The organism is Sunxiuqinia sp. (assembly GCF_055140945.1).
Genome location: NZ_JBSQYS010000022.1, coordinates 51,727 through 75,106 on the forward strand (window position 1 = coordinate 51,727; position 23,380 = coordinate 75,106).

20 protein-coding genes are annotated in these 23,380 nt (G+C 40.3%); 2 read left to right on the forward strand and 18 right to left on the reverse strand.

Annotated elements, in window-relative coordinates; all coding sequences use genetic code 11:
- Positions 1 to 52: 52 nt before the first annotated feature.
- The 4 genes from ACTB00_RS11770 to ACTB00_RS11785 all read right to left on the reverse strand — a co-directional run bounded on the left by ACTB00_RS11770 (position 53) and on the right by ACTB00_RS11785 (position 4,772).
- A complete protein-coding gene (locus ACTB00_RS11770) occupies positions 53 to 1,222 on the reverse strand; it encodes a phosphoglycerate dehydrogenase (protein ID WP_463300114.1) in 1,170 nt (389 codons plus the stop codon).
- A 177-nt stretch (positions 1,223 to 1,399) separates the two neighbouring features.
- On the reverse strand, positions 1,400 to 1,981 hold the full coding sequence (locus tag ACTB00_RS11775) for a DUF2179 domain-containing protein (RefSeq protein ID WP_463300115.1): 582 nt from the start codon (positions 1,979 to 1,981) through the stop codon (positions 1,400 to 1,402).
- A 64-nt stretch (positions 1,982 to 2,045) separates the two neighbouring features.
- Positions 2,046 to 3,620 carry a peptide chain release factor 3 gene (locus ACTB00_RS11780; RefSeq protein ID WP_463300116.1) on the reverse strand — a complete coding sequence of 525 codons (1,575 nt, stop codon included), beginning with the start codon at positions 3,618 to 3,620 and terminating at the stop codon, positions 2,046 to 2,048.
- Positions 3,621 to 3,674: 54 nt separating this feature from the next.
- Positions 3,675 to 4,772, reverse strand: coding sequence for a gamma-glutamyl-gamma-aminobutyrate hydrolase family protein (locus tag ACTB00_RS11785; RefSeq protein ID WP_463300117.1), 1,098 nt, complete (start codon positions 4,770 to 4,772; stop codon positions 3,675 to 3,677).
- A 130-nt stretch (positions 4,773 to 4,902) separates the two neighbouring features.
- Here ACTB00_RS11785 and ACTB00_RS11790 point away from each other — a divergent pair, with 130 nt between their 5' ends.
- Positions 4,903 to 6,297, forward strand: coding sequence for a glycoside hydrolase family 16 protein (locus ACTB00_RS11790; RefSeq protein ID WP_463300118.1), 1,395 nt, complete (start codon positions 4,903 to 4,905; stop codon positions 6,295 to 6,297).
- Positions 6,298 to 6,313: 16 nt separating this feature from the next.
- Here the strand turns inward: ACTB00_RS11790 and ACTB00_RS11795 are convergent, their stop codons facing one another.
- The 4 genes from ACTB00_RS11795 to ACTB00_RS11810 all read right to left on the reverse strand — a co-directional run bounded on the left by ACTB00_RS11795 (position 6,314) and on the right by ACTB00_RS11810 (position 11,923).
- Positions 6,314 to 8,602 carry a patatin-like phospholipase family protein gene (locus tag ACTB00_RS11795; protein WP_463300119.1) on the reverse strand — a complete coding sequence of 763 codons (2,289 nt, stop codon included), beginning with the start codon at positions 8,600 to 8,602 and terminating at the stop codon, positions 6,314 to 6,316.
- 90 nt (positions 8,603 to 8,692) lie between these two features.
- Positions 8,693 to 9,616, reverse strand: coding sequence for a YitT family protein (locus tag ACTB00_RS11800; RefSeq protein ID WP_463300120.1), 924 nt, complete (start codon positions 9,614 to 9,616; stop codon positions 8,693 to 8,695).
- A 169-nt stretch (positions 9,617 to 9,785) separates the two neighbouring features.
- Positions 9,786 to 10,133 (reverse strand): 50S ribosomal protein L19, encoded by a 348-nt coding sequence (rplS, locus tag ACTB00_RS11805; protein ID WP_463300121.1) that lies wholly within the window; start codon positions 10,131 to 10,133, stop codon positions 9,786 to 9,788.
- A gap of 107 nt (positions 10,134 to 10,240) precedes the next feature.
- On the reverse strand, positions 10,241 to 11,923 hold the full coding sequence (locus ACTB00_RS11810; protein WP_463300122.1) for a dipeptidase: 1,683 nt from the start codon (positions 11,921 to 11,923) through the stop codon (positions 10,241 to 10,243).
- A gap of 419 nt (positions 11,924 to 12,342) precedes the next feature.
- Here ACTB00_RS11810 and ACTB00_RS11815 point away from each other — a divergent pair, with 419 nt between their 5' ends.
- Positions 12,343 to 13,077: a flavin reductase gene (locus ACTB00_RS11815; RefSeq protein WP_463300123.1), complete on the forward strand. Its 735-nt coding sequence runs from the start codon at positions 12,343 to 12,345 to the stop codon at positions 13,075 to 13,077.
- 6 nt (positions 13,078 to 13,083) lie between these two features.
- Here ACTB00_RS11815 and ACTB00_RS11820 read toward each other — a convergent pair whose 3' ends face one another.
- The 10 genes from ACTB00_RS11820 to ACTB00_RS11865 form a co-directional block, all read right to left on the reverse strand.
- The gene (locus ACTB00_RS11820) at positions 13,084 to 13,239 is read right to left on the reverse strand and encodes a hypothetical protein (protein ID WP_463300124.1); all 156 of its coding nucleotides are present in this window, start codon (positions 13,237 to 13,239) and stop codon (positions 13,084 to 13,086) included.
- 150 nt (positions 13,240 to 13,389) lie between these two features.
- Entirely contained in the window at positions 13,390 to 14,886 is a 1,497-nt protein-coding gene (locus ACTB00_RS11825; protein ID WP_463300125.1) for an IMP dehydrogenase, read from the reverse strand.
- Positions 14,887 to 15,032: 146 nt separating this feature from the next.
- Entirely contained in the window at positions 15,033 to 15,638 is a 606-nt protein-coding gene (locus tag ACTB00_RS11830; protein WP_463300126.1) for a transposase, read from the reverse strand.
- Between the two features lie 195 nt (positions 15,639 to 15,833).
- A complete protein-coding gene (gnd, locus tag ACTB00_RS11835; protein ID WP_463300127.1) occupies positions 15,834 to 17,288 on the reverse strand; it encodes a decarboxylating NADP(+)-dependent phosphogluconate dehydrogenase in 1,455 nt (484 codons plus the stop codon).
- A gap of 44 nt (positions 17,289 to 17,332) precedes the next feature.
- A complete protein-coding gene (gene pdxB / locus ACTB00_RS11840; RefSeq protein WP_463300128.1) occupies positions 17,333 to 18,460 on the reverse strand; it encodes a 4-phosphoerythronate dehydrogenase PdxB in 1,128 nt (375 codons plus the stop codon).
- Positions 18,457 to 19,455, reverse strand: a complete 999-nt coding sequence (locus ACTB00_RS11845; RefSeq protein WP_463300129.1) for a Gfo/Idh/MocA family protein — start codon at positions 19,453 to 19,455, stop codon at positions 18,457 to 18,459. The genes pdxB and ACTB00_RS11845 overlap by 4 nt, the downstream gene beginning before the upstream one ends.
- Before the next feature lie 33 nt (positions 19,456 to 19,488).
- On the reverse strand, positions 19,489 to 20,778 hold the full coding sequence (locus ACTB00_RS11850) for a nickel-dependent putative hexonate epimerase (RefSeq protein ID WP_463300130.1): 1,290 nt from the start codon (positions 20,776 to 20,778) through the stop codon (positions 19,489 to 19,491).
- A gap of 103 nt (positions 20,779 to 20,881) precedes the next feature.
- On the reverse strand, positions 20,882 to 21,253 hold the full coding sequence (locus tag ACTB00_RS11855; RefSeq protein WP_463300131.1) for a four helix bundle protein: 372 nt from the start codon (positions 21,251 to 21,253) through the stop codon (positions 20,882 to 20,884).
- Between the two features lie 42 nt (positions 21,254 to 21,295).
- Positions 21,296 to 22,378 (reverse strand): PfkB family carbohydrate kinase, encoded by a 1,083-nt coding sequence (locus ACTB00_RS11860; RefSeq protein WP_463300132.1) that lies wholly within the window; start codon positions 22,376 to 22,378, stop codon positions 21,296 to 21,298.
- Positions 22,379 to 22,497: 119 nt separating this feature from the next.
- Positions 22,498 to 23,380: SDR family oxidoreductase (locus ACTB00_RS11865; RefSeq protein ID WP_463300133.1), on the reverse strand; the 883-nt coding region annotated here is incomplete at its 5' end.

Here is a 23,380-nt window from a genome sequence, read left to right on the forward strand (position 1 = left end):
AAAGCGAAAGCTTAACATGAACCGGTATCCCTTTTTCTCATTGTTAATGGGTTTATTGAATCATTCGAACCATAATTACTCCGTCTATTGCTGCAATTTTATCAGCTAATGCAGGATCTGCTTCTTTACGATCGACATCAATAATATTGTAGGCTATTTCAGCTTTATTACGGTTTAGCATGTTTGCAATATTGTAACCTTCTGATGCCAATAGGGTAGCGATTTGGCTTACCATATTTGGCACATTTTTATTGGCAACAACAATTCGCGCTCCACCGGCACGTTCCATCTCCGCTGGTGGAAAGTTTACCGAGTTGATAATATTTCCATTCTCCAAAAACTCTTGTATTTGATCAACAGCCATGACCGCACAATTCGTTTCTGATTCGGCAGTTGATGCTCCCAGGTGAGGAATTGAAATGACGTTTTTCATTTTCAATGTTTCTTCATCGGGGAAGTCGGTGATGTAACGAGCTACTTTGCCCGATTCAATGGCGTCTGCTAAATCTGCATGATTAACCAGACCTCCACGGGCAAAGTTCATCAATCGAGCTCCGTCTTTCATCATCTTAAATTTATCTTTATTGATAAACCCTTTGGTGTCGGCAGTTAATGGGATTTGAAGTGTTATATAGTCGGCATTTGCCAACAACGATTCCATCCCTTCAGCCTGCTTAACATTGCGACTCAGTTTCCACGCGTGCTTAACGGAAATAAACGGGTCGTATCCCAATACGTTCATTCCCAGAGCTTGAGCTGCATTGGCAACCAAAACACCAATTGCACCCAGCCCAATAACTGCTAGCGTTTTACCGCGAATTTCCTGACCTGCAAAGTTTTTCTTTCCGGCTTCAACCAGTGCTGGAACTTCGTCGCCTTTGCCAATTAGCGATTTTGCCCATTCGATCGAACCGGCAATGTCCCGGGAAGTAAGCATTAAACCTGCTATTGTCAGTTCTTTCACAGCATGAGCATTTGCTCCCGGCGTGTTAAATACGACAATCCCTTGGTTTGTACACTTGTCAATTGGAATATTATTAACCCCGGCTCCAGCGCGAGCGATGGCTTTCAAGCTCGACGGAAATTCCATATCGTGCATTTTCATACTTCTTACGATAATTCCATCGGGATTCGCAAACTCGCTGGCGATTTCATATTGATCTAAGGGGAAGTTTTTCAACCCAACAGGATCAATCTTATTCAAGGTCTGAATCTTAAACATAGATATATATTTTCAATAATTGATTTTGCCTTTATGTAGTAGCTTTAAAAAGTGTGACAAAGATCAGAATTTTATTTAAGAATTGACATTTTTTGGTTTGCTTTTTTGAAGGATGTTAACTTTTAAGTAGCTTATTGTATTAGATTTTTTTTGTGTTTTGATTCGAAATTAAGTTTGCTACTTTCCTTTTCGCCAGCGTTGGCTTGGCTGTACAAAACCAGGCACTCCTTTGCTAATCATTTTAATATCCTGAATAGAATAAAAGGCATTTGGATTATAGGTAAGCATGATTTCAGTTACCTTTTTTATTTCGTTACGTTTTATGATGGTGTAAATTACGGCCACTTTTTCATTGGCTCCCTGAGCTTCGTGATAGGTCACTCCATAACCACTTGCTTTCAGTTTTGCAATCAGGTTGTCGGCACTTTTGCGTGTGATAATCTGTAGTTGAACAATTCCAACGGCTAACTTTTCTTCGATAATTAAACCAACTAAATTTCCGGTAGCAAAGCCGGCACCATAGGCCACGTAAGCTACCCAATTGTCAATATTCTGAATGATCTTACTCATGGTAACCAGCCAGATGATCACCTCGAAAAAACCGAGCAAAGGAGCGATATACTTTTGTCCTTTAGAGACCATGACAATGCGAAGCGTTCCAACTGTCACATCGCTTATGCGAGCCAGAAAGATCAGAAGAGGTAATACAACGTATGAAAAAAGGTTGCCTTCGAAAAAATTTATGCTTAGGATTTCCATACCTGGTTTTTTCTAAAAATAGAAAAATATCGATTCAATACAAAAGCCAAAAAGAAAGCGAAAGCTAGAATTCGCTGGTGAAATGGAACTTAACGTCTTTAAATTCATCTTGTGCCATTTGCAAAATAAAACCTGAATCAGCCATGAAGACATCTCTTCCGCGCTTGTCAACAGCCATTTTCTGGTGCTTACGTTTTTTGAACTCACTCAGCACTTTCGGATCATCGCATTCAATCCAGCAAGCTTTGTGCATATTTAAATGTTCGAACCGGCACTTGGCTCCATATTCGTGCAACAAACGATATTCAATTACTTCGAACTGAAGCTGACCCACAGTTCCAATTATTTTGCGGCCATTGAATTGGCTGGTAAATAATTGGGCAACACCTTCGTCCATAAGCTGGTCAACGCCTTTGGCAAGCTGTTTCGATTTCATGGGGTCGGCATTTTCAATAAAGCGGAACAATTCGGGCGAGAAGCTCGGTAGTCCTTTGAAGTGGATTTCTTCACCTTCGGTTATTGAATCGCCAATGACCAGATTGCCGGAGTCGGGAACTCCGATAATATCACCCGGATAGGCTTCCTCAATAATTTCTTTTTGCGAAGCCATAAATGCTGTTGGGCTCGAAATTCGAAGTGATTTGCCAGTTCGAATATGTTTGTAAGGTTTGTTGCGCTCAAATTTGCCAGAGCATATTTTTACAAAGGCAATTCGGCTGCGGTGGTTGGGGTCGATATTAGCGTGGATTTTGAAAATAAAGCCTGTAAAGCCATCTTCCTCCGGTTTAATTTCACGCTCTTCCGTTATGCTGGGACGTGGGGAAGGTGCAATTTCAACAAAGGCATCAAGCAACTCCTGAACTCCGAAGTTATATAATGCACTACCAAAAAACACGGGCGCTAAATTTCCCTTCAAATATTCCTGATGATCAAATTCAGGATAAACTCCTTCTACCAATTCCAATTCTTCTCGCAATACGTCGGCATCGTCGCCGATATATTCTTCCAATTCGGGACTGCTGACGTCTTTAAAGTCAATACCTTCTTCAATCTGCTGTACATTGGCATCAAACAACCTCAAGCTACGATTGTAGATGTTGTAAACCCCTTTGAAATCGGGTCCACTATTAATTGGCCAACTGAGTGGGCGTGTACTAATCTGGAGTTGGTTTTCAATTTCATCCAGCAGGTCAAACGTGTCTTGCGAAGGCCGATCGAGCTTGTTAACAAAAACAATAACCGGTGTTTTTCGCATCCGGCATACATTCATCAATTTTTCAGTTTGCGGCTCAACACCTTTGGCTGCGTCAATCACAATAATAACGCTTTCAACAGCAGTTAGCGTGCGGAACGTATCTTCCTGAAAGTCCTGGTGGCCGGGCGTATCCAGAATGTTCACTTTGTAGTTGCGATATTCAAACCCCATTACAGAAGTTGCTACAGAGATACCTCTTTGTCGTTCAATCTCCATGAAGTCGGAAGTTGCACCTTTTTTGATTTTATTGCTTTTTACAGCACCCGCGACCCTGATTGCCCCTCCAAAAAGCAAAAGCTTCTCCGTTAATGTAGTTTTCCCGGCATCGGGGTGACTAACAATTCCAAAAGTTCTTCTTCGTTTGATCTCTTCTTTAAAGCCCATAAAATATATTTGAGCTGCAAAAATAGAATTTTTTAAAGAATAAATGGTGACGAATTATTGGATTGATTTTGATATAAAACGCCAGAGCTTTTTGTGAAATTTTTGTCCATCGCTTCCGATACGATCAAAGTATGATTTTGGCTGATCTGACGGAGAGAAGATTAAGGAATCGGCAGGGTAGTATAATTCCGGGATCTCAGGATGGAACTGAACTCCAAAAACATTTGGGTATTTTTTATGGTGAATTCCTTCAATTACCTTTTTATCCATTGACCAAGCTGTAACTTCCCAACATTCATTGAGGTCTTTAACTGCTTGGTGATGGGCACTTAAAACAGGTGGAGAAACGTCATTTTTCCACTTGACTTCTTCGGCAAAAAAGCCACCTTCAGGGAGTCTTAATTGATGAAAGTTTACATTCATCAACTTATCGTTGATAAATATTTCCTGCCAATAATTCCGATGTATTTTGTCTCTGTCAAATTCAACAATTTCTGACGGATCGTCTGTGCCATAAATTTCGGCCGGGATATCTTGTATCATTTTCCCGCCTGTAGCAACATTCATGGTCTGCATGCCTAAACAGAACCCACAAATAAAATATTTAGGATTCTTCTCAAGTAAAGGTACATAATCCGGGCTTTGCGAGCCTCCAAGTAAGTGGAAAGCCAAAGTGAGCTCGAACAAGTGCCGATATGGATCGGTGACTACCGCATACCGGTTTTCCTCGCCGTAGGTAATTGGTTGTATGTCGGGGCCACCAAAAAAGAAAATCCCAAGAGTCTGTTCAAATAACACTTCAAAATTATGTGTAAAATCATTCTCTGTGTAGATGTTTTCAGGGGTCAGTAGTCCGGTGAGATGTTGCAAGTGAAATTTGCTGAGCTCATTATCCCGAATATAATTGATCGATTGGTTATAGTTGTAGTTTTCAAAACTGTAATAAATACCAACAATCTCAGATTCTCCTACAAAAAGAAAGTGGTTGTCAATCAGGTATTTCATCCGCTCGATATTTTGTACCGTTGGATGAGCCATCAAAATATAGGTTTTTCCAGCTTCTCCGCCGTCCTTAAAATAGTCTTGAGCAATAGTCGGAAAACTGGTAAAAAAGCATGCAACGACAAGAAAAAATAGTGTAATTTTTCTCATTCTCATAGGTTGGGTTTGTGTTGTTACAAAGGTTGAAATTAATATTTTTCCACCAGATGATGAAAAAATGTTATTAACTTACCTTTTTATTGTTATTTTTAATTCCATAAACCAGGAAAAAACGATCCTCATGTCTTTAAAATTGTTTATGCTGAATACCTTTGGAGGTATAAAAGCCACGTCAAAAGTCGAGTCTGCGAAAGAATCTCTTTTGAATGATTACCGTGTATTTAAAGAAGTTCAGCAGTCGGGCGAGTTGAAAGAATTCTTAGAACTACAGGAAAAAGTCACTGCCAAGTCGTTTAAAAAGCTAAAAGCCGAATTAAAATCATTGAAGTTTAAAGGGAGTCCCGAAGAGCATCAGCTTAAGCAATTTGAAAAGCTAAGAGGAAATAAACGCCTAAAAAGGTATTATGAAACATTGGAGTCCTTTGATTTGAAACGGTTTCAGGAATTGAAAAACGGAGACAGTCTTGATCGTTATTTTGAGCTCGAAAAACAAATTTCGCGGGGAGCTGATAAGGAACAGAAAGCTGAATTCAATGAGCTGAAATCTTCTAATGATGTTAGCTTTTTTATGAAATATCCTAAAACATTGGCCTATAAAAATTTCCTTCGAATGGATCAGTCGAAGGAAAAGGCAACTTATGAAGGTTTGAAGGAAATTATTGAAAGCGAAGACTATCAGAAGCACAGAGCGTATTTGGAGGATCCGAAAAAATGGGAAAATACAGATGAGTATCGCGATGAGCAGCGGTACGAAGCGCTGAAAAATAAACAGGAGATTGGCCTTTATTTGAAGTACAAGGACTCGAACGCTTTTGAATTCTTTGAAAACTGGAACCTTGCTTTTGAGGATCGATTTGAGAATGGAATGTTGGATGAGACGAAATGGAAAACCATAAACTACTGGGCTGAAAAAACTGTAGGGCAGAATTTTTCACAGGCTGGCGATTTGCAGGCTTTTGATAATGGGAAAAATATTCATCTAAAAGATCGGTGTTTAAAAATTCAGGTAAAAAAGGATAAAATAAATTCATTGGTGTGGAATCCAGCTTTCGGATTTGTTGAACATGAATTTGATTACTCCTCTGATAATTTGACTACCGGAGGCTTGTTCCAGTCGAAATACGGAATATTTGAAGCAAAGATTAGATACAATCCGGGTAAAAGCTTTCAAGATGTCTGTTACCTTGCCGGTGACGAAAATTCATTGCGATTGAACTTACTTGAAACAGGAGTGAAAAATCGGTTTGGAGTGAGTAAAAATTCAAATGGGAAACTAGAAGATGCATCCTTTTCTTTGTCAGGATTATCTGTTGGCAAGTTCTACATTTTTACATTGGTGTGGGAGAATAATAAGTTGACCTGGAAAATCAATGATAGGGAAATTTATACCAGCTCAGTAAATGTGCCTGATTATCCGATGTTTATTAATTTGGCTGCCCTTGTTGTTCGGGAGAATGCAGACCTTCCGCATAATTTTGAGATTAATTGGGTGAAGTTTTATCAAAGAGCAAATTAAGATCAAGGTATTTTTGTTAATATCCCTTTTTGTTAAACAACACATATCCAAAGCTAAAAACGACATAAAACCTAGTGTCTTCTTTATCGAAATAATTGAGCGTTAAACTTACCGGACCAAGCCCGGTGTGGTAAACAACTCCACCAAGCCCCATTAATTTCAAAGTCGAAAATCGATCGGGGTCGTAAAAACTTTTGTAATTGTCGCCTTCGTTAATTCTATGATAGGGTGAAAAAGCATAACCTTCAAGCCTTAAATGCATTTGATTGGTCAGATGAAAAACCGATTTTAAGCCGGCTGCAATGTATTTGTTGGCACGATATTTCTTTAAAAACAAGGTTTGACTAAACGGGGTAGGTGCAAATGTATTTGCTGCGAGCAGTGTCGCTGTGTAGTTGCTAAATACGCTTTTGTTACTAAAAACACCTTCGCCATATAGTCCCAGCCTGAAATGCCGCGAAAGCGAAAAGTAATTATCATATTTCCCTTTTAAAGTAAGAAATTCGTGGTTGGCAATAAATCCTTGATTGAATGGAGAATTTGTGCCTGTTTTATATTTTTCAGTTCCAGTGGTGTAGGTAATTCCTATTTTCGAAGAAATGCCCTCGGTGGCAAATTGCTTGTAGTTTTGTGAATTTTTTTCGAGTCCAATATTTGCCGAAAAAGCATTAAAGTTGGTTTGTTCTGCAATGTCATCTTTTTTTATCGATTTATTGATGTAATAGGTGTCTGAAGCCACCGAATAACTTGTTCCGAGGGTGAATTTTCCGTGCGTATTTACAGGCAGTCCAATTTCAAACCGAACGTTATTTTCGTCTTGAATAACGAAGGGTGAACTAACATCTTCGAAAAAGAATTCGTTGCTGCTGGAGAAATAATCCCATCGGTTTAGGGAGAAATACCCAGACAAATAGAATGGAGTTTTCGTTGGAAAATCAATTCTACCGCCGGTTTTTATTGAACTATAAAAACGACCAAAATAGATGTTGCTGCTCAGTGTATAGGCCCGGTCATCAAAAAACAGGTAATCGAGAGTTAAGAATCCCTGATTGATTGGTTTTGTTGATACGTTTCCTCCAAATTTTATTTCCAAAGCCTTGGCTTTTTTCACTTTTAAGTGGATGTCAAAATAGCCGGTTTCTTTGTTGTATATGGAAACCGGACGGATTGATTTTAACTGTGGGTCAGCTACCAACTTGAAGTATTCCTTGCGTAGCTCATCTAATCCGATAACGTCGTTCTTGTGTTTTATGCTTTGGATAATGTACTTGCGCTGCATGGGATCAGAAACTCCTTCAACTTGTACGTTTTGAAATTTGAGCCTTGGCTTACGGATATTAAAAGCTGTTCTTTTACTGTTCAATTTCTGTTGCGAAACTCTTCTTTTCACCAACATTTTAATGCTGTCCATTCGTGTTGTTGCCGTTTGGTAACCAGCTTTTTCAATGCTCAGTATTTTTCCAAAGTCCAACAAGTTGATGTTTGAAAATTTTGTTTCAAGCAAGACGCCTCTGCCTGGCGGTATGTAATAGTCCGTTTTTTGCATGATCAAATTTTCCAACTGAGCCATCACATCATCTTCATTAGGGCGGCGTGCATTATTGGCTACTTTGTGACCAATGATGATGTCAGGATTAAACGTTTCGATGGTGTTTTTCACCGGAAAATTATTGACAATTCCACCGTCAAAAGCTAATGCTCCATCAATTAGAATGGGCTTAAAATATAAGGGGAAAGTCATTGAAGCACGAACAGCTTCTCCTAAGTCACCACTTCGCAGCTCAATTTCTTTATTTTCGTATACATCGGTTGCAATGCAGAGGAAAGGAACCATTAGGTTGTCAAAATTGTAATCGCAAACAGCATTGGTCGATGAAAACAATTCCATAAATGCAAAGTCCATCTGTTCCTCGGGAATGATGTTGGTAGGGAGCAGGAGTTTTAATTTATCGTCTGTTCTTTGCAAATCCAGATTTAACCATGATGGACTCTCCTCCAGTTTGCGAAAGAAGTATCGGTATTCTTCCTGTATTTTTCCTGTCGACCAAAATTTGAATTTATCAGAGAGAAAAAGCTTTTCCATTTCTTCGGGCGAGTATCCAGCAGCATATAAACCTGCAACAATTGCACCCATAGAGGTTCCTGCGATGTAATCGATAGGAATGTTATTTTCTTCAAGAGCTTTAATAACACCAATATGTGCTAGCCCTTTTGCGCCACCACCACTTAGGACAAGTCCAACTGATTGTGCATTCGTTAGATGAATGACTGAAAATAGACAGAGAATGGTGAAAATCTGTTTCATGGCATTACTGGACTGAGACTAGAAGTTTTAAGAAACTTCGAATTTAAAAAAACAAATGCTAATTAAAAGACTTGTTTCTTTAAATCATTATTATGAATCGGTCTTCATTTTTATTGACTGAAATCCTTCACCTAAAATTTCGCGGGTGTCCATTACTGTTATAAATGCATTCGGGTCAATTTGGCTGATGTATTGCTCCAGGATGGCTACTTCGCGGCGGCTTACTACGGTGTAAATAATGTTTTTGTCTTCGCCGCTGTACATTCCCGTTCCCTTTAGATAGGTGCCTCCACGTTCTATGTCGACCAATATTTTATTTTTAATTTCTTCATGTTTGTCAGAGATGATCAGGAGGGCTTTATTGTAATTTGAGCCTTCAAGTATGAAGTCAATTGCCCGGCCGGTGATGTAAATGGCGAGCCACGAATAAAGTGGGATTTGCCATTCGCGGAAGGCTACAAGTCCAAATAGCACAATTACCGAATCGACATAAATCATCAATTGGCCAAGTTGTAAGCTGGTATACTTAGCAATAATCATAGCTATAATATCTGATCCTCCTGATGTCGCTCTTGACTTAAAAATTAGTCCAAGTCCAACGCCTAGCAGCACGCCCCCAAATACGCATGAGAGCAACACATCTTCTACAAGAGGAGCGTCGCCAACTTCTCTTAAATATGTTATCATGTCCATAAAAACAGAGGTGAGTACAAAGCCAATGATTGTCTTGACTCCAAAGCGGGGACCTAATATCTTAATTCCTGCAATGGTCAGCGGGATGTTAACCAGCAAGCCGAACAACCCAATTGGGAACCCTTTCGGCCAAAACGGGAATAGTCCTTCCGTTAGGTAATGTACAACAATGGCAATACCGTACACTCCGCCCGGTACAATCTTATGTGGAGTCATAAAATAGACAAATCCCACTGCAATTAAGAGTGCTCCGATTGTAATAAAAGTGTATTCCTTAAACCATTTCAGGCTAAATAATTTTTCTTTCTGTAGAAATGCCATAATGAACTATTTTAACTGCAAAATAACGAGTTGGAGAGCTGATAAGCTGTGATATTTATCAACAAATAGTGAAATAGGCTGAATTAATTTCTTCTTTATTGGAACTACAAAAAAGAGCAAAAAAAAGGCCTTCGATTCGAAGGCCTTTTTCTTATGATGAGTTCTGATTTTAGAATCTTCTTTCTTTGATTCGGGCTTTTTTACCGGTACGTTCACGTTGGTAAAAGATACGTGCGCGACGCACACTACCAGTTTTGTTAACGTCAATACCTTCAATAAATGGAGAGGTCATTGGGAAAATACGCTCAACGCCAATGTTTCCTGACATTTTACGCACTGTGAATGTCTTGTTTGTTCCGGCACCTTTTACCTGAATAACTACACCACGGAAATCCTGGATACGCTCTTTGCTTCCCTCTCTAATTTTGTAGTGTACCGTAATGGTGTCACCGGCGCTAAATTTTTGAAGGTTGTTTACAACCTCAAAGGCTTCTTCGGCTACTTTTATTAAATCCATCGTTTTTTTAGTTTTACGCAATATTACACAGCTACAGTGTAAGAGATTGCTGAATTTGGCGCAAAATTAGCATTATTTATTGGCGCACAAAACTATTTATCTATTTTTTAGTGTCCGGCACCGCCAATTACTTTAAAATGGTCACCTGTACTTTTCGTAATTGCCTTGTACCACCATTCAGGGTATCCGGGCTGGTCTGGAAAAGCGGGAAGTCCGTGTTCATTTGTCTCGAATTTTCCATTCTTTTCTTTTTTGATGTTTCCATCAATGTATTTTACAAGTAGGTAATGATAGAGCTCACGCCACTCGTCTGTCATGTTATTGGCCTCGTTAATAGAATATTCGGTTAAAAATGCACGGGCTTTTTCAGCTCCTTCTGTTTCATGAAGCAATTTTGCTGCTTTATCTATGGCAGGAGTGTAAGCTATAAATTTCCCTTCAATTTCAGATTGTCGTTCTCTGACATGCTCAATCATGGAGTCGTAACGCAGGTAGGTAAAGTTAGATACCGTATTGAAAACCCAAAAAGCAGAAGTTTCAGAGTAAGTAAGCAGATCTCCATTACCAACCGCAAAACACTCCGGCGTTTTTGTTATGCCACAGTACATCGGAGCATAGCAGGTACTGTAGGTGTCGTCTACTCCAAACCAAAGGATGCCGCCAATTGGATTTGGAAGCCACGAACGACTTTGTGAAACGAATGAAAATCCGGTTTGCTGTGTCGATACAGCGCGCTCATTGCAATATTCAACCGAATCAACTTCCCAGGTTAGTCCGCGCCAGCGGTATGGTAATTTATAGGGCCCTGCGCCAATGTCTTGAGTCATGTCCAGCTCGGTACCTTCAAAGTGATCACGCATCATTTCCATTACATCTTTCACGCTAAGTTTCTCATCTGGTTTTATCCACAATGGTAAACGGTTTGAAGCGTAATTAGCAATGGTATCGTGCTCAACTATTCCTTTTGCATAGTCTGTGTATTTATCCATGCCTGAAGTTACCTGGTTGAAGCCAGCCCACACACGAGCTTCGCAAAAACGAGCCCCTCCAAAATCAACCGGAGCATAAACATCTGAAAAACTGAAGTCTTTATTTTTGCCATCAAACCATCCTTTTTCGCGGGCAAAAGAAATAACATCTTTGGAGTACATGCAATTTTGGGTGTCATTCAATGGGAAGCTTGTGATACGGGCCTGGTTAGCATGTCCGCTAATGTATCCATCGGGTATCCGACGGGCTACCCATACCGCACCTTTTTCGCCTTCTCCTTTACCAATCATTTCCATTATCCAGACTTCGTTAGGATCGGAAATTGAAAAAGATTCTCCACTGCTATAATATCCAAATTGATCAACTAATTCGGTCATGACCTTGATGGCTTCACGTGCACTTTTCGAACGCTGCAGAGCTACATACATCAGGCTGCCGTAATCCATAATGGCATCAGACTGATGGTGTAATTCTTCCCTGCCACCATAGGTGGTTTCACCAATAGCAACCTGGAACTCGTTCATATTACCAACTACACTGTAGGTGTGTTCAACTTCGGGGATAACCCCAAGAAATTTTCCGGTATCCCACTCGTAGATGTTTCTGGTAGCCCCTTCGGGATGATCAGCTGCCGGAAAATAATATAACTCACCAAACAAAGTGTGAGAGTCCGCCGCGTAGGTAATCATGGTCGATCCATCGGTCGACGCACCTTTAGTGACTAAGAAATTTGTACAAGCCCAGCTATACGCTGAACCAATGAAAACGAGCAAAGCAATTAAACTTGTCCTTCTTATCATTCTTTTTACTTTTTATAATCTGGTTGATATTCTGCGCAAAAGGCTTCAAAAATGTAAAAAAATCACCGAATAGAAAATGAGATTACTCAAATAATTAACAATCATTTTGAAAAAGCCGTTTGAAACTAAAAGCCTACTTCTATTAATTATGATTTATAAAACTATCATTTCTTATGGGAGTCTGCTAAATTAATCCCAAATTTATAGTTTTAAAGGAAACGAAGAAAATCCCTGGGGCGTAAAGCCCCACATTTTAAAGTTATTTTGAATCATAAAACTGTTACATGCGAAACGAATAGGTAATAATTTTTACACACCGGAGGATGGTTATTTGGGAGTTTCATGCGTTGGTGCAGGATATGAAAGCACTACAGTGGAGTGCGGAAATTGTACGAACTTAAAATAAAAAATATAAACAGATGAAATACAAAGCTTTTCATAAAATGTCATACGGAATGTATCTGGTAGCCTCGGAGTTAGGTGGTAAAAAATCGGGATACATTGCAAACACCGCTTTTCAGGTTACTAATTCGCCGGAACAGGTTGCAATTTCGTGCCATAAGGATAACCTCACAACTGATGTGATTCGGGAGGCGGGTGCCTTTTCTGTTTCAATATTGAAAAAGGAACTGAATGTAAAGTTGATCGGTGAATTTGGGTTTAATTCGGGCGATGCTGTAGATAAGTTTAAAGATGTGGAAGTAAAAACGGCTCAAACAGGGATGCCAATTGTAATTGATGAGTGTGTGGCATGGTTAGATTGTAAAGTAACTCACACCGTTGATGTTGGATCACACTGGCTGATTATCGGCGAAGTTGTAGAAAGTGATGTGGTGCTGGATGAAGAGCCTTTGACTTATGCTTATTATCGTGAGAAATATAAAATGTTTTCACCAAAAAATTCTCCAACATACATTGAGCAGGACACGCTAAAGAAAGAGGAAGAGGAGAGTAAGCCTGAAGGAGAAGAGGAAAATACGGAGCAGGGGGATGAAGCTTCTCCACATGTTTGTGTAATTTGTGGCTATACTTACGATCCTGAAGTTGGTGATCCAACGATGGGAATTGAGCCTGGTACTCCGTTTGAAGATTTACCGGATGATTATAAATGCCCAATCTGTAATGCGCCGAAAGACTATTTCAAAAAGGCGTAACCGCGGCTAATGGATTGCACTTTTGGCACCTTCAAGAGCCCACTCAGGATATTCAAAAAGATCGATTGGCAATACCGCTGTTCCCCAGAATATCGTTAATATGGTTATTAAAATGATGGCGATGATGTTCAGGAGAAATCCGGTTTTCATCATTTCCATCATGGATGAATTACATGTAGCCTTCAGTCGTTCAAGTCTAATTAGTTAATTAAACGTTGAACGGTTTTTATTCGTTATTGTTCAAGCTGAATTTGGGCAAAAAAAAGTCCCGATCTTAAAAGAAAGGGACTATTGTATGATGTATGGTGTTATTTACATGTTGGTATCTTTCAGAATAACATCGTGTGCACCGCCTTCAACAATACTGGTTGCCGAAACCAGTGTGATTTTAGCCTCGTCTTTTAGTTGTTGAATAGAGATTGATCCACAGCTGCACATTGTTGATTTCATTTTACCCACGGTAATATCCAGGTTGTCTTTCAACTTCCCGGCGTAAGGAACATAGCTGTCAACACCTTCTTCAAACTTCAGACCGGTGCTTCCACCCATGTCGTAACGCTGCCAGTTACGTGCACGGTTCGATCCTTCACCCCAGTATTCTTTTACGTAGCGGTTATTCACCATCATTTTGCGAGTAGGGCTTTCATCAAAACGAGCAAAGTAGCGCCCCATCATCAGGAAGTCGGCACCCATGGCCAACGCCAATACCATGTGGTAATCCTGCACAATTCCGCCATCAGAACAAATTGGAATGTAAGTACCTGTTTGTTCAAAGTATTCGTCGCGTGCTACTGCCACTTCAATAATAGAGGTTGCTTGTCCACGGCCAATTCCTTTTTGTTCGCGAGTGATACAGATTGAACCACCACCGATACCAACTTTTATAAAATCGGCACCTGCTTCAGCTAAGAAAAGGAATCCTTCTTTGTCAACAACATTGCCCGCTCCAATTTTTACTTTGCCATTGAATTCTTTTTTAACCCATTCCACTGTTTCGCGTTGCCAAGATGAAAAGCCGTCTGAGGAATCGACACAAAGCACATCGGCTCCAGCAGCTACCAATGCTGGTACACGTTCTTTATAGTCGCGGCTGTTAATACCGGCTCCAACCATTAGCTTTTTATTTCCATCCGACAATTCGTTCGGGTGTTCTTTATGGCTTTCGTAATCTTTCCTGAAAACGAAATATTGTAGGTTTTGATTTTTATCGACGATTGGGAGACTGTTTAATTTGTTGTCCCAAATAATATCGTTAGCCTCATTCAATGCAATTCCGAGTTCCCCTTTGATGATTTTATCATAAGGAGTCATGAAGTCTTTTACTTTTTTATCCAAAGAATCGCGGCTGACACGGTAGTCACGTCCGGTAACAATACCTAATAGTTTTCCATTGGTTGTTCCGTCTGCTGTAATTCCTACAGTTGAATGACCTGTTTTCTCAATCAATTCAATTACGTCAGCTAAGGTGTCTTCAGGCGTCAGGTTCGAATCACTTTCAACAAATCCAGACTTGAATTTTTTTACTTTACGCACCATTTCAGCCTGCGTGTCGATTGGCTGAGATCCGTATATGAAAGATAGTCCGCCATTTCGCGCTAAGGCAATTGCCATATTATGATCGGAAACCGATTGCATGATTGCCGAAACAAATGGGACATTTAATTCCATACTAGGCTTTTCGCCTTTTTTAAAGCTTACCAATGGAGCTTTTAACGAAACGTTGTCAGGTAAACAGTCCTTGTCGGTTAGGCCGGGAATCAGCAAATATTCGCTAAAGGTTCTTGAAACTTCATTTGAGTACTTCGCCATAATATATCAGCTTTTGGATTGAAAAATTGCGCAAAACTACAATATTTTTACAAAGTTATAGGACTTTTGGCTTAAAACATTTAGCAATTGGGTGAATCTTTACAGAGCAGGTGACTTAAAGTCACCTGCTCTGTAGGCTTGTAGGGTTATTGATAAACCAACCCAAATTTATTTGCTCGCTCTTTGTTAATTATTTTCCCACTACGAAGTCCTGAATAATCACGTGCCGATGAAAATTCCCAATCAGATGATTTTCTGGTTAACCCATCTTTAACCGGATTACCATGGATGTAATTGAAACATACTTGTGGATATTCTCTTTCGGGAAAGGAGGTGTTGATTATTGCTCCGTAATTTGACTGAAACCAGGCAGGAGCGATTTTGTCGATTTGCTTAAGGCAGGTGGCTTTGGTTCGGTTTTGAAAAAGGCTGCCGGTTTTGTTTTCTTGTTTTTGGATTGCTCTGGTGTATGAACGAAGCAAGATTGCAATTGAATCATTGAGTGAACGTTTTCTAGTGAGCAGGTGACTCAAAGTCACCTGCTCACTATTCTCAATGTGAACCTGATTAACATGTATCATCAAATGAAAATGCGTAGGCATGAGGCACCAGGCAATAATATCAGCGTGCGGTAAAATGTGCTTCTTGATTTTCCCTAGAAAGAACAAATAGTTTTCACGGTTGAAAAATATTTTTTGTGAATTGTTTCCCCGATTGTATATATGATAGAGGTGCCCACTTTCGAATTGCATGGAATAAAATTTTGCGTTGGATCATGCAAATTACGATAACTTGATGAAAAGTCAATCGCTGGCGTGGGTGTTTTTCTATTGATCCGATGACTCCAAGCCATCGGATCAATATTCAACCTTCAAAAGAAAAAGCTGCTTTCCAATATATGAGAAGCAGCTTTAAAATATGAATTTGTTTTTTTGATTTAACTTATTCTATACATCATAAGTTGATGATGCGGTATCACCCCCGCGGCCAGTCCAGTTGGTATGGAAAAATTCGCCACGTGGTTTGTCTAAACGTTCGTAGGTGTGTGCTCCAAAGTAATCACGCTGGGCCTGCAACAAGTTTGCAGGCAAGCGTTCGCTGCGTATTCCATCAAAATAGCACAATGCTGAAGTTAAAGATGGAACCGGAACTCCATGAGAAAGTGCTGTTGCACAAACTCGTCTCCAACCAGCCTGTGCTTTTTCAACTTTACCTTTAAAGTAAGGATCAAGTAGCAAATTGGCTAGGTTTGGATTGTTGTCGAATGCAGATTTGATATCAGCTAAGAAAACTGAACGAATGATACAACCGCCACGCCACATCAGGGCAATGCCGCCGTAGTTCAGGTTCCAGTTATGTTCCTTGGCTGCTTCCATCATGAGGTTGTACCCCTGAGCATACGAAATGATTTTTGCACCAAATAAGGCATCTTTCAAGTCGTTAATCATTTGAGCTTTGTCGCCATCAAACTCTGTTTTTGGGCCTTCAATTACTTTTGAAGCTTCAACACGCAAATCTTTTTGCGCTGACAAACAACGTGCAAATACTGATTCGCCAATCAGGGTCAATGGAATGCCGAGATCTAGTGCTGCAACGCCAGTCCATTTTCCGGTACCTTTTTGTCCGGCGGTGTCCAGGATTTTTTCAACCAGCGGTTCGCCATCTTCATCTTTAAAACCGAGAATATCGCGAGTAATCTCAATTAGGTAAGAGTCCAATATATCGTTGTTCCATTCTTTGAAAACCTCGTGCATTTCATCGGCATTCATGCCAAGTAGTTCTTTCATCATTTGGTAGGCTTCGCAAATAATTTGCATGTCGCCGTACTCAATCCCGTTGTGAACCATCTTTACAAAATGCCCGGCGCCATCTTCACCAACCCAGTCGCAACAAGGCTCGTTGTCTTCCACTTTGGCTGCCACTGCCTGAAAAATTTCTTTCACGTGTGGCCAAGCTGCGGGCGACCCGCCCGGCATCATTGATGGCCCTTTTAAAGCACCTTCTTCGCCACCCGAAACACCAGTTCCAATATAAAGCAGTCCTTTGCTTTCTACATACTTTGTTCTTCTAATCGTGTCGGGAAAGTGAGAGTTACCACCATCGATAATAATATCGCCTTCTTCCAGATGAGGAATCAGTAATTCAATGAAGTCATCAACCGGTTTCCCCGCTTTTACAAGCATCATTACTTTTCGGGGTTTTTCTAAAGAAGCTACTAAATCTTCGATAGAGTGGGCCCCTATGAAATTCTTTCCGGCACCTCGTCCGTTTACAAATTTGTCTACTTTTTCTACCGTACGGTTGTATACCGCAACCGTGTAGCCTTTACTTTCCATGTTTAAAACCAGGTTTTCGCCCATTACAGCTAACCCAATCAAACCGATGTCTGCTAATTTTGCCATTTTTTATAATTTATTTTCTTTTTTTTTGTTAGTTATATTGAATGTCAAATTGAAATATTGAATCCAAGTTGTTTCAGTTTGTCAAGTGTTACGTCATTTACATTTTTAGGTTTAAGTGTAAAAACGGGATATTCTCTTCGTACAGGATAATCGCCTCTTAGCTTCTCAAACAGTTCAGGATTATTTCGCAATTGTTGGTCATCGTTCCTGATATCGTAAGTGAAAAGAATTGCTTCACCAATGATCGCTTCCTCTGTACGATTTAAACCATCCAGACTAATTATTGTTTGCTCCGGAAGATCTACTCCCTGCGGTTGCCAATCGTCTATGCCAAGGTTGAAAAACTGACTGATTGCCTGAATGCTCATCATTGTTCCATTGGCCTTCCCATCCTTCGAGTACCCTGCTATGTGGGGGGTCGCCAGATCAACCAGATGTAACAGGTTCCGGTCGATTTCGGGTTCGCGCTCCCAGCAATCCAATACCATTCCTGAAATTTGTCCTCGTTCAATTGCGGACTCGCCGGCAAATGTGTCGACTACCTCACCCCGGCATGTGTTAAAAATGATTGGGCAATGTTCTAACGAGTTGAAAAAAAGCGAGTCTGCCATATGAAAAGTTGCGTCTTCTCCGTGCATGGTTAATGGTACATGGAAGGTGATAATGTCTGAATTTGAGATTATCTCCTGAAAGCTGACGAACTGTTTCGGTCCTTCTGCACGTTCCCTGGGAGGGTCGTTTAGCAGAACTTTCATACCCAGCAACTCACATACTTTGGCAACTTTAGAACCCACCTGACCAACACCGACAACACCAATGGTTTTATCTTTTAGCTGAAAACCTTTTTTCTCAGCCAGAACAAACAGGGCAGAGGCAATGTATTGTTCCACCGACTTGCTGTTGCAACCGGGGGCATTCGTCCATTCTATTCCGGCTTGTTTACAGAAATCAGTATCAATGTGATCAAAGCCAATGGTTGCAGTAGCAATAAAGCTGACGGTTGAATTCTTCAATAATGCTTCATTGCAAATTGTGCGAGTTCGTGTAATCAGGGCATCAGCATTTTTTACAATTTCAGGAGTCGTTTTTGCTCCCGGTAGATAAACCACTTCTCCAAAAGGTTCTAATGCTCCTTTGATGTACGGTATTTTATCGTCGATTACAAATTTCATTTTTTATAATAATAATCTTTTACAACTTCTTCCATCACCCAACTGGTTCGGGCTGCTGATTTTCCGGTGCTCGGACATTTTCCAACTCCTCGCAATTCATCAATTACCAGTTGAATATGATTTCCTCCAACATGTTCTGGTTGGTCGAAATCGTAAAATAGCTCTCCTTGCTCTGTTTGCAAATTGAGTTTTATCGGATTGAAACAGGAAAACCACAGTTTACCCTTTGTTCCTAAAATTTCAATGGTGTCTTCTTCGGATGAAGGATCAACAACAAAACTCCAGCTTCCCGTTCCCAAAACGCCACTTTCAAATTCAAAAGAAGCGGTAACGGTATCTTCGGCCGGATAATATCCAGCTCTGTTTTGGGCCTGTCCGCTTACTTTTGTAATTGAACCGAAAATAAAATCCAGGAAATCCAGTTCATGAGATCCCATGTCATAAAACAAACCGGCACCTGCAATTTCTGGTTTTATGCGCCATGGAAGCTGCTTTTTGCTTAAGTTTTGTTCCTTTGAAGATTCAAAAAAGCGGATGTTTACCGCTAGTGTTTTGCCAAGAATATCATTATACAGAAGTTCTTTGACTTTCAGAAATAATGGTAATGCACGCCGATAGTAGGCTACAAAAATAGGCACTCCTGTTTCTTCTGAAACCTGGATCATTCTCTTACACTCCGCATAAGTTTTTGCCATCGGTTTTTCGATATAAACCGGTTTGCCTGCTCGCATGGCCTTTATGGCATATTCAGCATGCATATTTGGTGGAGTTGCCACGTATACCGCATTTACCTCAGCATCGTTTATCAGCTGTTCAGCATCGTCGTACCAACGCGATACCTGATGACGTTTGGCATAATCTTCAGCCAGTTTGCCATTTCTTCGCATCACAGCAACCAAACTCGAGTTTTCTAATTTGTAGAGTGGGGGGCCATTCTTCTTTTCAGTGACATCGCCACATCCAATAATTCCCCATTTAATTTTATCTAGCTTCATGTGGTATAACAAGATTTTCCGGTAACTGATAAATTAATAGTTGAATCGATCTTTAAAAGCCCACAAGCCAATTGCAGGGTTTGAGATGTAAAAGATTTCTTCTCCATTCGGCAGGGTATTGAATCCATCTTTCAGTGTTTCCGGATTGTATCGGGCAGTGATTTCATCGTAATCGCCATATTTGAATCCGACACTTTCTATTTCTTCGCGAGTTAAATTTCCGGTTTTCTTGCCCGGACAGTAAGTAATACTGAAACGCCCTTCGGAAGAACCATGAATTAGGTGAGCCGCAGCACTTAAATTGTTCCGGAGCTCTTCATTTTCATCACACGATTTAAGAGTTGCCGGAGTTCCAAAGTAACCATATTTGCGAATTAACCTGTCAATCTCCTTATCTTCTCCAAACTCTTTTAATGCTGGAGCTAAAACAATTAGTTCACCGTCATCATCAATAGCCATCCGTGTTCGGTAAACTGATTTATTGCCCAGCCAGGTTGATTTGAATTCAGTGGGATCGAGCCATACGACTACTTTTTTCAGAGGTTTATCCAGCATTTCAAAATTAACCTGTAACGAAAGCTTGGCTGCTTTGTCAAATACTTCGTAATCGTTGCCAATAAATAAACCACGGGTCTTTACTTTTCCGTCCGTTTTATCTAACCCAACCACGGTTTGAACATATAAAATAGGTAGGTTTTGTGTGAAATTATCGGATGCGTAGTTAAAGATTCTGCGCACTGGTGTATCAGCGTGTCCCATCATTCGTTCCATACCGTAGGCAGCACCTACGAAATGACTCTTGTTGATTCCTTCAACACCTCCGGTTCCAACAAATACATTTTTGTTGTAATTAGCCATGCCGACCACTTCGTGCGGGACAACCTGCCCGATTGATAAAATCAGATCGAACTTTCCTTCCAGTAAAAGTTTATTAACTTGAGCTGGCCAAGGAAAATCCACTGCACCTTCCGAGACATCTTTTACAAATTCGGCTGGTACTTCTCCTACCGTAACAACATCATTTCTCCAATCGTGCTCGCGAATCAATGATTTAGGTAAGCTGCCAAACATATGGCTAATTTGTCCATCAGTCATTGGAGAGTGGGTCCCCAATGCCGGTAGAACATCGGTCAATTTGTCTCCATAAAATTTCCACGTCAGTTCGGTTAATTCTCCTGACCGGCTGGGTAGTCGGGTGTAATCCGGTGGAATTGCCAACACTTTGTTGACTCCTTGTATTTGTTCCAACGCATGATAAAGTCCCTTTTTGAGGTCTTCATTTGTTAGTTCATGTTCCGTCGAACCTATCTCGTAATATAACATCTTCGTATTTACAATTTAGTGATTTACAATTTACTAATACTCAAATTAATCAGTCTGTTTTTCAAGACTATTGGCTCTCAATCCTTTTAAATCCTAATTTACCTTAGTTTTCCTTTTTTGAGTTGATTTTTCGTTTCATTGTTGTAATAGAACTGACAATAATTTTGAAAAGCTCATTGTTTTCGTTGATTAAATCCTCAAGTAAATCCGGATTGACTAGCTCTGCTTCAATAATTAATTCTAACCAATACGATGTTTCATCGAGCTCTTCTTCTACTATTTTCAATTTATTCAGAAAATCTTTGTCGGATTTGCCAAGGCAAGCAGCTCGGTAGTTTGCTCCAGGTGAAGTGCCTGAACGAATAATCTGTTTTCCGATTGTATTTCCAATTAAATCATTCGGTAAACTTTTTGAGAGCTTTATTATTCGCAATGCAAAAACCTTAAACCGCTTTTTTAAATCATCTGGATTCATTCTTGAAAATAGTAAATGGTAAATCCAAAATAGTCAATTGATTTATCGTTTCACCCTTGCATTTCCTTCCCAGATGCTCCATACCATATCTTCATCGGCTGGTTGGGCGTAATCGGTAAGGAATGTGGTTGCCATGGCTCCTGTTGCCCAGCCGAACTGTGGCCATTTTTCGGGATTCCAATCTTTTAAAATTCCGTAAAGCAGTCCTCCAACAAATCCATCACCACCTCCGATACGATCTAAAACATTTATGGTGCGAGGCATTATCACCTGCCAGTTGTCGTCTCCTTCCAACATGATGGCTCCCCAAAGGTGCTCGTTCACGTTGACAACTTCACGCAATGTTGTAGCAAAAACTGAAGCATTGGGAAATGCTTTCTTCACTCGTCCAATCATTCCTTTAAATCCTTCAATTTCTTCCTCAATGCCTTTACCTCCGGCTTCAGGTCCTTTTATTCCTAAGCACAATTGGAAATCTTCTTCATTACCAATCAGTATGTCAGAAACAGAAGCTATTTCCGTAAAGTTTTCGCGCAATTCTTTGTCACGACCTTTCCAAAACGATGCTCGGTAGTTCAGGTCAAATGAAATACGTGTTCCATATTTTTTTGCTGCTCGAGCAATTTCCAAACAAAATGTACTGGTTTCTGGTGACAGGGCTGCAATCAAACCAGACAGGTGCACAATTTGTATGCCTTCTTGCCCGAAAATACGCTCCAAGTCAAAGTCCTTTACATTCAATGTTCTTCCAACTTCTCCGGCACGATCATTTTGTACTCGAGGTCCGCGAGATCCATAGCCGCTGTCGGCGATATTAAACTGGTGTCGGTATCCCCAAGGATCTCCCTGTTCAACCTCGGGCCCCTCGTAGTCCATGTGGCGACTTTTCAGGTTGCTTTTTATGAATTTGGCAACCGGGCTTCCTTTCACAAAAGTTGTAAGCACTTTTACCGGAAGTCCGAGAAAAGAAGCAATACTTGCCACATTTGTTTCGGCACTGGTTGCCTGCATTTTAAACATATCGCTACTATGTACCGGCTGTCCGTTAACAGGAGTAATACGCACCCCCATACTCGTAGGCACAACCAGCGAATATTTGCAGTCTTTCTTTAATTCTAAGCTCATCTCTATTTTGATTTTAAATTTTGAATAATTGATTTGACAGATTGTTTGACATTCAAATAGACACCCAGCACTGGGTGTCTACCTGAAATGACAGTGACTTGTTACGGAAAGCGATAAAATTATACGCCACCAAAGGCGTTGTAACCTCCATCGACCGGAATTGTAATACCAGTAATGAACCCTGAAATATCTGAGATCAGAAATAAGGTAGCACCTTGTAAGTCTTGCGGATCTCCAAATTTTCCCATCGGCGTGTTGTTTACAATCTTTTGGCCGCGAGGCGAAAAGTTTCCGGTTTTTTCATCCATTACTAAAAAGCGGTTTTGGCTGGTAATGAAAAAGCCTGGAGCAACGCCATTTACCCGAATACCTATTTTTGCAAAGTGAACGGCCAGCCATTCGGTGAAATTATTAATGGACGCTTTTGCAGCTGAATAAGCCGGAATTTTTGTCAATGGCTTGTAAGCATTCATTGAAGAGACATTCAAAATTACTCCTTTTTTATTTTTTAACATGTCTTTTGTGAAAACCATCGATGGCAATATCGTACCCTTAAAGTTTAAATCGAATACTTTGTCAAAACCGTCCAAGTCTAACCCATAAAAGGTGTCTTCCAGTTTATCCATATTTTCCTCAGTCATTTCTTCAACTTTGGTTGTGGCTCCCGGATTATTTCCACCTGCACAGTTAATCAGGATGTCAATAGGACCAAGTTTTTCACGAATAATCTTATTGGCCTTTTCAAGCGAAGCTTTATCCAGAACATTGGCCTCTACACCAATAATTTTTGTATCGAATTCAGCAGCAAGTTTTGCTGCAGCTTTTTCAGCTGAGGCCGTACTGCTTCCACCAACAGCTATTTTTACACCAACCGAAGCCATTGCTTTTACCATTTCGCTGCCAATAACTCCTGATCCACCTGTTATTACACACACTTTACCCTTGAGGTCTTTAAAACTAATTGGTTCCATAATTATTTGTATTAAATTCCTGGTAGAAATC